The 11,728-nt window shown below is 44.5% G+C and carries 13 protein-coding genes; all 13 read left to right on the forward strand.

Annotation, left to right across the window (positions count from 1 at the left end; genetic code table 11):
• Positions 1–304: 304 nt before the first annotated feature.
• Positions 305–682, forward strand: coding sequence for a F0F1 ATP synthase subunit I (atpI, locus tag ABR397_RS19385; protein WP_350307172.1), 378 nt, complete (start codon positions 305–307; stop codon positions 680–682).
• 30 nt (positions 683–712) lie between these two features.
• Positions 713–1,537, forward strand: a complete 825-nt coding sequence (gene atpB / locus ABR397_RS19390) for a F0F1 ATP synthase subunit A (RefSeq protein WP_036845268.1) — start codon at positions 713–715, stop codon at positions 1,535–1,537.
• A 48-nt stretch (positions 1,538–1,585) separates the two neighbouring features.
• Positions 1,586–1,825 carry a F0F1 ATP synthase subunit C gene (atpE, locus tag ABR397_RS19395; protein ID WP_000429386.1) on the forward strand — a complete coding sequence of 80 codons (240 nt, stop codon included), beginning with the start codon at positions 1,586–1,588 and terminating at the stop codon, positions 1,823–1,825.
• Between the two features lie 58 nt (positions 1,826–1,883).
• On the forward strand, positions 1,884–2,354 hold the full coding sequence (gene atpF, locus ABR397_RS19400; RefSeq protein ID WP_021325028.1) for a F0F1 ATP synthase subunit B: 471 nt from the start codon (positions 1,884–1,886) through the stop codon (positions 2,352–2,354).
• A 12-nt stretch (positions 2,355–2,366) separates the two neighbouring features.
• Positions 2,367–2,900: a F0F1 ATP synthase subunit delta gene (gene atpH, locus ABR397_RS19405; RefSeq protein ID WP_350307173.1), complete on the forward strand. Its 534-nt coding sequence runs from the start codon at positions 2,367–2,369 to the stop codon at positions 2,898–2,900.
• Between the two features lie 14 nt (positions 2,901–2,914).
• Complete coding sequence (gene atpA / locus ABR397_RS19410; protein ID WP_350307174.1) at positions 2,915–4,456, forward strand: F0F1 ATP synthase subunit alpha; 1,542 nt, start codon at positions 2,915–2,917, stop codon at positions 4,454–4,456.
• Between the two features lie 58 nt (positions 4,457–4,514).
• Positions 4,515–5,378 carry a F0F1 ATP synthase subunit gamma gene (gene atpG, locus ABR397_RS19415; RefSeq protein ID WP_023044944.1) on the forward strand — a complete coding sequence of 288 codons (864 nt, stop codon included), beginning with the start codon at positions 4,515–4,517 and terminating at the stop codon, positions 5,376–5,378.
• A gap of 34 nt (positions 5,379–5,412) precedes the next feature.
• Entirely contained in the window at positions 5,413–6,795 is a 1,383-nt protein-coding gene (atpD, locus tag ABR397_RS19420; protein ID WP_046974581.1) for a F0F1 ATP synthase subunit beta, read from the forward strand.
• Positions 6,796–6,816: 21 nt separating this feature from the next.
• Entirely contained in the window at positions 6,817–7,239 is a 423-nt protein-coding gene (locus ABR397_RS19425; protein ID WP_011144452.1) for a F0F1 ATP synthase subunit epsilon, read from the forward strand.
• A 128-nt stretch (positions 7,240–7,367) separates the two neighbouring features.
• Positions 7,368–8,738: a bifunctional UDP-N-acetylglucosamine diphosphorylase/glucosamine-1-phosphate N-acetyltransferase GlmU gene (gene glmU / locus ABR397_RS19430; RefSeq protein ID WP_350307175.1), complete on the forward strand. Its 1,371-nt coding sequence runs from the start codon at positions 7,368–7,370 to the stop codon at positions 8,736–8,738.
• Positions 8,739–8,845: 107 nt separating this feature from the next.
• Entirely contained in the window at positions 8,846–10,675 is a 1,830-nt protein-coding gene (glmS, locus tag ABR397_RS19435) for a glutamine--fructose-6-phosphate transaminase (isomerizing) (RefSeq protein WP_350307176.1), read from the forward strand.
• 151 nt (positions 10,676–10,826) lie between these two features.
• Positions 10,827–11,081 (forward strand): type B 50S ribosomal protein L31, encoded by a 255-nt coding sequence (locus tag ABR397_RS19440; RefSeq protein ID WP_149617407.1) that lies wholly within the window; start codon positions 10,827–10,829, stop codon positions 11,079–11,081.
• A gap of 16 nt (positions 11,082–11,097) precedes the next feature.
• The gene (gene ykgO, locus ABR397_RS19445) at positions 11,098–11,238 is read left to right on the forward strand and encodes a type B 50S ribosomal protein L36 (protein ID WP_072008876.1); all 141 of its coding nucleotides are present in this window, start codon (positions 11,098–11,100) and stop codon (positions 11,236–11,238) included.
• The last annotated feature ends 490 nt before the right edge of the window (positions 11,239–11,728 follow it).

The following is an 11,728-nucleotide window of genomic DNA, read 5'->3' on the forward strand; positions in this document are numbered from 1 at the left end:
ATTCCCAGTTAATGTTAAATATAACTAACAAATGAAAATTTTATGTGATTCAAATCACATTTAAGTTTGAGAGCATGAAATTATTAGAGATAAGAAATCAGCACAATAATTAGCTTACAATCTGGCGCCGGAGTAAAAAATTTAAATAATTGTTCACCTTTTCGCTACTTATGGATTGAATTCATTTTGGCTGCCCGTATAATTTGCACGTTTTTGTCACTTGACACACTTAAGCAAAGGCAGTTTTATACAACATTTAGCAAAACCTGATATACAAGGCGTGCAAGGGGAGAAAACAAAAGTCATGTCTGTATCCCTTTACAGCGGTAGAATTGCACTGAAACTGCTTTTTTTGCAGTTAATGACTTTTGTTATTCTCAGTGTGGCTTTTTGTACCAAAAGTATAGAATGGGGCACTTCTGCTTTTGCTGGTGGATTAGCATGTTGGTTACCTAATACCATTTTTATGCTATTTGCCAGTTTTCAGAAAGTAAAAGAAGAAGGTGTTCCTGTACGTGTTGCATGGTCTTTCGCTGTTGGCGAAGGGTTGAAGGTTATTATTGCAATAGCTGTGCTGGTTGTTGCTTTAGGCGTGTTTAAAGCGGCGTTTGCACCACTGGGTTTGACTTATTTAGCGGTGCTGGTTGTGCAGATCATCGCACCAGCTGTGATAAACGGTTAGGTTTTCAACAACAAAAGGGTAAGAGGCATCATGTCTGCATCAGGAGAAGTTTCAACTGCAAGGGACTACATAGGCCACCACCTGAATAACCTTCAGTTGGACCTACGTACCTTTGAGTTGGTCGATCCCAACTCTGGTGGTTCTGCAACGTTCTGGACGTTGAACATTGACTCGCTTTTTTTCTCAGTTGTATTAGGGATTTTATTTCTGTATGTATTCAGAAAGGTTGCGGTTAATGCCACCAGTGGCGTACCTGGCAAACTTCAGACTGCTATAGAATTAATCATGGGTTTTGTTGATAACAGTGTCCGTGATATGTATCACGGTAAGAGCAAAGTTATTGCCCCTTTGGCACTGACCGTGTTCGTCTGGGTGTTATTAATGAACGTGATGGACTTACTGCCAATCGATTTTCTCCCTTATATCGGTGAACATGTCTTCGGCTTACCTGCTCTGCGTGTTGTACCAACAGCAGATGTCAGTATTACCTTGTCGATGGCTATTGGTGTCTTTGTCCTCATCCTCTACTACAGCATTAAGATGAAAGGAGTTGGTGGTTTTACAAAAGAGCTGACTTTACAGCCTTTTAATCATCCATTGTTTATTCCAGTTAACTTAATTCTGGAAGGGGTTAGCCTGCTTTCAAAACCAGTATCACTCGGTCTGCGACTGTTTGGTAACATGTATGCAGGTGAATTGATCTTTATTCTTATAGCTGGTCTGTTACCGTGGTGGTCGCAGTGGATGCTCAGCCTGCCTTGGGCTATCTTCCACATACTGATTATTACGTTACAAGCCTTTATTTTCATGGTTCTGACGATTGTTTATCTGTCGATGGCATCTGAAGAACATTAATTTTTACCACAATAACTGTGTTTTAACTGAAACAAACTGGAGATTGTCATGGAAAACCTGAATATGGATCTGCTGTACATGGCTGCCGCTGTAATGATGGGTCTGGCGGCAATCGGTGCTGCGATCGGTATCGGCATCCTCGGAGGTAAATTTTTGGAAGGCGCTGCTCGTCAGCCGGATTTAATCCCTCTGCTGCGTACACAGTTCTTTATCGTTATGGGTCTGGTTGACGCCATCCCGATGATTGCTGTGGGCCTTGGCTTGTACGTAATGTTTGCTGTCGCGTAGTTTGCAGAAAAAATCCGAAACTACGTCAACTCATTAATTTAGAAAGAGGTATTGTGCTGTGAATCTTAATGCAACAATCCTCGGCCAGGCCATTGCGTTTGTCCTGTTTGTTATGTTCTGTATGAAGTTTGTATGGCCACCAATCATGGCGGCCATTGAAAAGCGTCAAAAAGAAATTGCTGACGGTTTATCTTCTGCGGAACGCGCCAAAAAGGACTTGGACTTAGCGCAAGCCAATGCGACCGACCAAATGAAGAAAGCGAAAGCGGAAGCTCAGGTCATCATCGAACAGGCTAATAAACAAAAAGCCCAGATCCTTGATGATGCAAAAGCGGAAGCTGAGCAGGAACGTAACAGAATCGTAGCGCAAGCTCAGGCAGAGATTGATGCCGAACGTAAGCGTGCTCGGGAAGAGTTGCGTAAGCAGGTCGCTATGTTGGCTATCATAGGTGCCGAGAAAATCATCGAACGTTCCGTGGATGAAGCTGCTAACAGCGACATCGTTGATAAACTGGTCGCTGAACTGTAAGGAGGGAGGGGCATGTCTGAATTCGCTACTGTAGCTCGCCCCTACGCCAAAGCAGCTTTTGACTTTGCTGTGGAAAAACAATCGCTAGAACAGTGGCAGAATATGCTGGTGTTCACAGCTGAAGTGACTCGTAATGAGCAAGTTGGTGAGCTGCTTTCCGGTTCATTGGCCTCGGAAACATTAGCCAATGCCTTTATCGCAATTTGCGGTGAACAGGTTGATGAACATGCTCAGAACTTTATTCGTGTTATGGCAGAAAACGGTCGCTTATTGGCGTTACCTGAAGTTTTGCAGCAATTTATTCAATTGCGTGCGTCACTTGAATCAACCGTTGATGTTGAAGTGATTTCTGCAGACGAACTGAGTGAACAACAGCTGGCTAAAATTTCTACAGCGATGGAAAAACGTCTGTCACGCAAAGTTAAGCTGAATTGCAAAATTGATAAGTCTGTTATTGCTGGTGTGGTCGTCCGCGCAGGTGATTTGGTGATCGATGGCAGTATTCGTGGCCGTTTAGATCGCTTAACAGACGTCTTGCAGTCTTAAGGGGACTGGAGCATATGCAACTGAATTCCACCGAAATCAGCGAACTGATCAAGCAGCGCATTGCTCAGTTCAATGTAGTGAGTGAAGCTCACAATGAAGGTACGATTGTATCTGTTAATGACGGTATCATTCGTATTCACGGTTTAGCCGAAGTTATGCAGGGTGAGATGATCGCACTGCCTGGCAATCGTTATGCAATCGCATTGAACCTGGAGCGCGACTCCGTAGGTGCGGTTGTGATGGGCCCGTATGCTGACTTAGCAGAAGGCATGAAGGTCAAATGTACTGGCCGTATTCTTGAAGTTCCTGTTGGTCGTGGTCTGCTTGGTCGTGTGGTAAACACGCTGGGTGAGCCAATTGATGGCAAAGGTCCTGTTGAGCATGATGGTTTCTCTGCTGTTGAAATGATTGCTCCGGGCGTTATCGACCGTCAATCCGTTGATCAGCCGGTACAGACTGGTTATAAATCTGTTGACGCCATGATCCCTATCGGTCGTGGTCAACGTGAACTGATTATCGGTGACCGTCAGACGGGTAAAACAGCACTGGCTATTGACGCAATCATTAACCAGCGTGACTCAGGCATTAAATGTGTTTATGTCGCAGTTGGTCAGAAAGCTTCTACTATTGCGAACGTTGTTCGTAAATTAGAAGAGCATGATGCTCTTGCCAATACTATCGTCGTTGTTGCGACTGCTTCAGAATCTGCTGCATTACAATACCTGGCGCCATATTCTGGTTGTGCAATGGGCGAATATTTCCGCGATCGCGGTGAAGACGCGCTGATTGTTTACGATGATTTGTCTAAGCAGGCTGTTGCTTATCGTCAAATTTCCCTGTTGCTGCGTCGTCCGCCAGGGCGTGAAGCATTCCCAGGTGACGTTTTCTATCTGCATTCCCGTTTGCTGGAGCGTGCTGCGCGTGTTAACGCTGAATATGTAGAAAAATTCACTCATGGTGAAGTGAAAGGTAAGACGGGTTCTCTGACCGCTCTGCCTATCATTGAAACTCAGGCTGGTGACGTATCAGCATTCGTACCGACAAACGTTATTTCAATTACTGATGGTCAGATCTTCCTGGAATCCAGTCTATTCAACGCGGGTATTCGTCCGGCAGTTAACCCTGGGATCTCTGTATCCCGTGTAGGTGGTGCAGCTCAGACTAAGATCGTGAAGAAGTTGTCTGGTGGTATCCGTACAGCTTTGGCTCAGTACCGCGAACTGGCAGCGTTTTCTCAGTTTGCTTCTGACCTTGATGATGCAACTCGTAAGCAGTTGGATCATGGTCAAAAAGTAACTGAGTTGCTGAAACAGAAACAGTATGCGCCAATGTCTGTTGCACAGCAGTCACTGTCGCTGTTTTCTGCGGAGCGTGGTTATCTGGAAGATATCGAAATTGCTAAAGTTATTGATTTCGAGTCTGCGCTGCTTGCGTATGCCAGCCGTGAACATGCTGATCTTCTGAAAGAGATTGACCAGTCTGGTGGTTACAATGAAGAGATCGAAGCGAAGCTGAACGCTCTGCTTAATTCCTTCAAAGCAACTCAGTCCTGGTAACACTATTCGGCCCGGTTTAATTAAACATGGGCCGTCTGGTTAATGAGGAGAATCAGGAATGGCCGGCGCAAAAGAGATACGTACCAAGATCGCCAGCGTGCAAAACACGCAAAAAATCACTAAAGCGATGGAGATGGTTGCAGCGTCCAAAATGCGTAAAACGCAGGATCGCATGGCGGCCAGCCGTCCTTATGCAGAGACCATACGCAGCGTGATTGGTCACCTTGCGTTAGGTAATCTGGAATATAAACACCCATACCTTGAGGAACGTGAAACCAAACGTGTCGGGTATCTGGTTGTTTCTACCGATCGTGGCTTGTGCGGTGGTTTGAACACTAATCTGTTCAAAAAACTGTTGTTAGACATGAAAGACTGGTCTGATAAAGGTGTCCAGTGTGATCTGGCGCTTATCGGCTCTAAGGCGACTTCTTTCTTTGCTTCTGTTGGGGGCAACGTTGTTGCTCAGGTAACAGGCATGGGAGATAACCCTTCTCTGTCCGAATTAATCGGGCCGGTTAATATCATGCTGCGAGCATACGATGAAGGACGTCTGGATAAATTGTATGTGGTGACAAACAAGTTCATCAATACAATGTCTCAGGAACCTACTATTACTCAGTTGTTGCCTCTGCCTGCCGGAGATGATGAGACACTGAAGAAGAAATCTTGGGACTATTTATACGAACCTGATCCTAAGGCGTTGCTGGATATACTGCTGCGTCGTTATGTAGAATCGCAGGTTTATCAGGGCGTCGTTGAAAACCTGGCTAGTGAACAGGCCGCACGAATGGTGGCGATGAAAGCCGCGACTGATAATGGTGGCAGCCTGATCAAAGAGCTGCAGTTGGTTTATAACAAAGCTCGTCAGGCCAGCATAACTCAGGAGCTGACCGAGATTGTCTCGGGCGCTTCCGCGGTTTAACAGCTAGGTTTACGAATTACGTAGAGGATTCAAGATGGCTACTGGAAAGATTATCCAGGTAATCGGCGCCGTGGTGGACGTCGAATTCCCTCAAGATACCGTACCAAAAGTATACGATGCACTTGAGGTTCAAAACGGCGAAGCTAAATTGGTGCTGGAAGTACAGCAACAGTTGGGCGGCGGCGTTGTTCGTTGTATTGCAATGGGTACTTCTGATGGCTTAAGCCGTGGTTTAAGTGTTACTGATTTAGGTCACCCAATCGAAGTTCCAGTTGGTAAGGCGACACTTGGCCGTATCATGAACGTATTGGGTGAACCAATCGACATGAAAGGTGATATCGGCGAAGAAGAGCGTTGGGCGATTCACCGTTCGGCTCCAAGCTATGAAGAGTTATCTAACTCTCAAGAGCTGCTGGAAACCGGTATCAAAGTAATGGACTTGATTTGCCCATTCGCTAAGGGTGGTAAAGTGGGTCTGTTCGGTGGTGCGGGTGTAGGTAAAACCGTAAACATGATGGAGCTGATCCGTAACATCGCGATTGAGCACTCAGGTTACTCCGTATTTGCCGGTGTAGGTGAACGTACCCGTGAAGGTAACGATTTCTACCACGAAATGACCGACTCTAACGTACTGGATAAAGTATCTCTGGTATATGGTCAGATGAATGAGCCACCAGGAAACCGTCTGCGTGTTGCGCTGACTGGTCTGACAATGGCTGAGAAGTTCCGTGATGAAGGCCGTGACGTTCTGTTGTTCGTTGATAACATTTATCGTTATACCCTGGCAGGTACCGAAGTGTCTGCATTGCTGGGTCGCATGCCATCAGCGGTAGGTTATCAGCCAACTCTGGCGGAAGAAATGGGTGTTCTGCAAGAACGTATTACTTCCACTAAAACCGGTTCTATCACTTCTGTACAGGCTGTTTATGTACCTGCGGATGACTTGACTGACCCATCTCCAGCTACAACTTTCGCCCACTTGGACGCAACTGTAGTACTGAGCCGTCAGATTGCATCTCTGGGTATTTACCCTGCGGTGGATCCGCTGGATTCTACCAGCCGTCAGCTCGATCCATTGGTTGTTGGTCAGGAGCACTATAATGTTGCCCGTGGCGTTCAATCTATTCTGCAACGTTATCAGGAACTGAAAGACATCATCGCTATCCTGGGTATGGATGAATTGTCGGAAGACGATAAGCTGGTGGTTGCGCGTGCTCGTAAGATCCAGCGCTTCTTGTCTCAGCCGTTCTTCGTTGCAGAAGTGTTTACGGGTTCACCAGGTAAGTTCGTTTCCCTGAAAGACACTATCCGTGGCTTTAAAGGTATCCTGAACGGCGACTATGACCACCTGCCAGAACAAGCGTTCTACATGGTTGGTACCATCGAAGAAGCTGTGGAAAAAGCGAAGAAACTTTAAAACGGCTGACCGGAGGTTGACATGGCTGCGATGACTTACCATCTGAATGTTGTCAGTGCTGAGAGCCGGATGTTTGAAGGCTTGGTACAGAAAATTCAGGTGACAGGTAGTGAAGGTGAGCTGGGTATTTACCCGGGACATGCTCCACTACTTACTGCCATAAAACCTGGCATGGTACGTATTGTTAAGCAGTTCGGTGAAGAAGAGGTGATTTACCTTTCTGGTGGTATCCTTGAGGTACAACCGAGCGGCGTTATCGTACTGGCTGACACTGCGATCCGTGGTAAAGATTTGGATGAAGCTAAAGCGTTGGAATCTAAGCGTAAAGCTGAAGAACACATCCGTAATTCTCACGGTGATGTTGACTATGCTCAGGCATCAGCTGAATTGTCTAAAGCGATTGCAAAACTTCGTGTAATCGAGCTGACAAAAAAGGCGATGTAATACAGGCAGTTAAATAAAAAAGCCAGTTAGTGAAAGCTAACTGGCTTTTTTGTATTGCGAAATATGTAGTAATTTATCTCGCAAACAGGTTTACTTTTTTCTCTTAAATTGGAGTTATCAGGTTTCTTATGTCTAACAGTGCAAAAAGTGTTGTGATCCTTGCCGCGGGTAAAGGAACCCGCATGTATTCTGATCTCCCTAAAGTACTGCACTTGCTGGCCGGTAAACCTATGGTTCAGCATGTGATTGATACTGCAATGGCGTTGGATGCTAAAAATGTTCATCTGGTTTATGGACATGGTGGTGATCTGATGAAGCATGCTTTATCTGATCAAAAGTTGAATTGGGTATTGCAGTCAGAGCAGTTAGGGACTGGACATGCAATGCAACAGTCTGCACCCTATTTTACTGATGATGAAGATATTCTGATACTGTATGGCGATGTTCCTCTGATTGGAGCAGATACCCTTGAACGTCTGCTGGCGGTTAAACCTGAAGGTGGTATTGGTTTACTGACAGCAATTCTGGATAATCCAACGGGTTATGGTCGCATTGTTCGTGAAAACGGAGAAGTAACCGAAATCATTGAACAAAAAGATGCGACTGAAGATCAACGAAAAATCAATGAAATCAACACAGGTATTCTGGTCGCTAATGGTGGTGATTTAAAACGTTGGTTGTCCCAATTAAATAACAACAATGCTCAAGGTGAATATTACCTTACGGATGTGATTGCTTTGGCTTATAAAGAAGGCCGGAAAATTGAAGTAGTACATCCAAGCCGCTTGAGTGAAATGGAAGGTGTGAATAATCGCCTCCAGCTTTCCGCCCTTGAGCGTATTTATCAATCTGAGCAAGCAGCAAAATTATTACTAGCGGGCGTTATGCTGTTGGATCCCGCTCGTTTTGATTTACGCGGTACATTGACTCATGGCCGTGATGTGGTTATTGATACCAATGTCATTATAGAAGGTAATGTAACCCTTGGTAATAACGTGCAAATTGGTACAGGTTGCATATTGAATAATTGTATTATCGGCGATGATTCTATTCTTAGTCCATATACCGTTGTTGAAGATTCTGAAATGGAATCAGGCTGCACTGTTGGGCCTTTTGCCCGTTTGCGTCCTGGTTCTAAACTCGCTGAAAAAGCCCATGTAGGGAATTTCGTTGAGATGAAGAAATCTTATCTAGGTAAAGGTTCTAAAGCGGGACATCTGACTTATCTTGGCGATGCTGAGATTGGATGTAATGTGAATATTGGTGCAGGTACTATTACCTGTAACTACGATGGCGCTAATAAATTCAAAACCATCATTGGCGACGATGTTTTTGTTGGTTCTGATACTCAGCTTGTTGCGCCGGTGACTGTTGCCAAAGGCGTTACAATTGGTGCGGGGACAACAGTGACAAAAAATATCGCTGAAAATGAATTGGTAGTAAGCAGAATTAAGCAAACCCATATTCAGGGTTGGAAACGCCCAGTAAAGAAAAAATAAAATAATAATCCCCACTCTACAGGCTCGGGGACCGGCAAAGCCGGAAAACAATCAGGTTCGTGACATATAAAGGGCTTTCATCAGCCCTGTTTTTAGGAATAAAACTGATGTGTGGAATTGTTGGTGCAGTAGCACAACGAGATATTGCTGAAATCCTGATTGAAGGGCTTCGTCGTTTGGAATACCGTGGTTACGACTCCGCTGGGCTGGCGGTTGTTGATAACGAAAATAATATGCTTCGCTTGCGTGAAGTCGGTAAGGTGCAAATACTTGCTGATGAGGTTGACAAGCAACCAGTCCTTGGTGGGACAGGTATTGCGCACACCCGTTGGGCTACACATGGTGAACCAAACGAAAAAAATGCTCACCCGCATGTATCTGATTATATTGCTGTTGTTCACAACGGCATTATTGAAAATTACGAAGAGTTGCGGACTCAGTTAATTGAGCGTGGTTATCAGTTTACATCAGATACTGATACAGAAGTTATTGCCCACTTTGTTCATTGGGAGCAAAAACAGAGTGGTACCTTGCTGGAGGCTGTCCAGCGTGTTATTCCCCAGCTTCGTGGTGCGTATGGTGCAGTTATCATGGATAGCCGTGATCCTGGGACAATAATTGCTGCAAGATCGGGTAGCCCTCTGGTTATTGGTTTAGGCGTTGGGGAAAACTTTCTTGCGTCTGATCAACTGGCTCTGTTGCCTGTTACCCGTCGTTTTATCTTCCTTGAAGAAGGTGATATTGCGGAAATAACCCGCCGTACTGTGCATATTTTTAATACTCAGGGTGAACCGGTTAAACGGGAGCAGATCGAATCCAATATTCAGTATGATGCTGGTGACAAAGGTGTGTACCGTCACTATATGCAAAAAGAGATCTATGAACAGCCGATGGCAATCAAAAGTACTCTGGAAGGGCGTTTAAGTCATAGTCAGGTAGATTTGTCTGAACTTGGTCCTAATGCAGCTGAATTGTTATCTAAAGTTGAACATATTCAGATTGTTGCCTGTGGTACATCCTATAATGCAGGTATGGTTTCCCGTTACTGGTTTGAAGCATTGGCGGGTATTCCTTGTGATGTGGAGATTGCTTCTGAATTCCGTTACCGCAAATCGGCACGTCGTCCGGGAAGCTTATTAATTACATTGTCTCAATCGGGTGAAACTGCGGATACATTAGCAGCACTGCGTTTATCCAAAGAGCTTGGATACCTCACATCGTTGACAGTTTGTAATGTAGCTGGTTCTTCCTTGGTGCGTGAGTCTGATTTTGCTTTAATGACCAAGGCTGGTGCAGAAATCGGCGTTGCTTCAACTAAAGCGTTCACAACTCAGCTGACAGTATTGTTGATGCTGGTGGCTTACCTTGGGCGTTTGAAAGGTATTAATGCTGAACAGGAGCAAGAAATTGTTCATGCATTACATGCATTGCCAAGCCGCATCGAAAGCATGCTGTCGAAAGATAAAATTATCGAGGCGCTGGCAGAAGACTTTTCTGATAAGCACCACGCTCTATTCCTTGGCCGTGGTGATCAGTATCCGATTGCGGTTGAAGGGGCGCTGAAATTAAAAGAAATTTCTTACATCCATGCAGAGGCTTATGCCGCAGGCGAATTAAAACATGGCCCATTGGCACTGATTGATGCAGATATGCCAGTCATCATTGTAGCTCCAAACAATGAACTGCTGGAAAAATTGAAATCCAATATTGAGGAAGTACGTGCTCGTGGCGGATTGCTATATGTATTTGCTGATCAGGATGCGGGTTTTACAGACAGCGAAGGAATGAAGATCATTCCATTACCGCATGTTGAAGAACTGATTGCTCCAATATTTTATACCGTGCCGTTGCAACTGCTCTCTTATCATGTTGCGCTGATTAAAGGAACCGATGTTGATCAGCCTCGTAACTTGGCTAAGTCAGTGACTGTAGAATAATCGCTTTATAATAAGAAGTTAAAACAAGCCCCTGTATTTTTAATGTACAGGGGCTTTTTGTGTTTAATTGAGAAAGTTTCTCATTATTTTCTTGATGATAAAAAAAAATTGCGATACTGTAATGTTATACTATTACATTAATGGCGAAATTATGAAACCAGATATCCATCCAAACTACCGGGTAGTCGTATTTCACGATACCAGTGCTAATGCCTACTTTACAGTTGGCTCCACTATTCGTACTGAGCGGACAATTACCTTGAATGGAGAAGAGTATCCGTATGTGACTGTTGATGTATCATCGGAATCACATCCTTTCTATACAGGTAAGCAGAAAACTTTGTCTCAAGAAGGCAGCACAGCACGATTCCAGAAAAAATTTGGGCGTTTTATTGGTAATAAATAAATGAGGGATCGTAAAAATGCAGGTGTTAAGTTCACTTAAAACGGCGAAAACCCGTCACCCAGATTGCAAAATCGTACGCCGTCGGGGCAGGTTGTATGTTATCTGTAAATCCAATCCGCGTTTTAAGGCAGTTCAAGGGAAGAAAAAGAAACATTAATAGTAGTAGAACTCGTAGTTTTAACTGAGAGTTTTGTGTTTGTAATCTCATTAGATACTGATATTGCACAATGCAAAATTAAACTCTTAATTGGTTGTTATTTCTGCGGGTTTTTTTACGTATAATTTGCAAGTATAAACAAATCACTATTCCGATCATTTGTGGGCACCTAGATATAGGTGATCTTTGTCATGTATAACCTCGTTTAAGTACTTTAGGAAGCTATTCAGCTTCGTGTAGAGTTATTATCACAGCTTAATGGTTTCAGTTGTTATAACATAACCGTTAGCAACGGTTGCCCCCATATCCATGACCTGTTCAGTTCAGGTAGTTATCGGCCGCATTAAAGTATTCGGTCTGGCGAGTATTACCAACACTCACCGGATTCCGTCTTCCTGTGTGTTAATGGGAATGTTTCTAAAAACCTTGGTTTGTCGGAAACGGTAAGTCAGGCCAAGAATGCGGTGCCGAACAGCCGGAAGGTGAACGG

Origin of the sequence: Photorhabdus viridis (assembly GCF_040256935.1) — a bacterium.
Classification (GTDB): Bacteria; Pseudomonadota; Gammaproteobacteria; order Enterobacterales; family Enterobacteriaceae; genus Photorhabdus; species Photorhabdus viridis.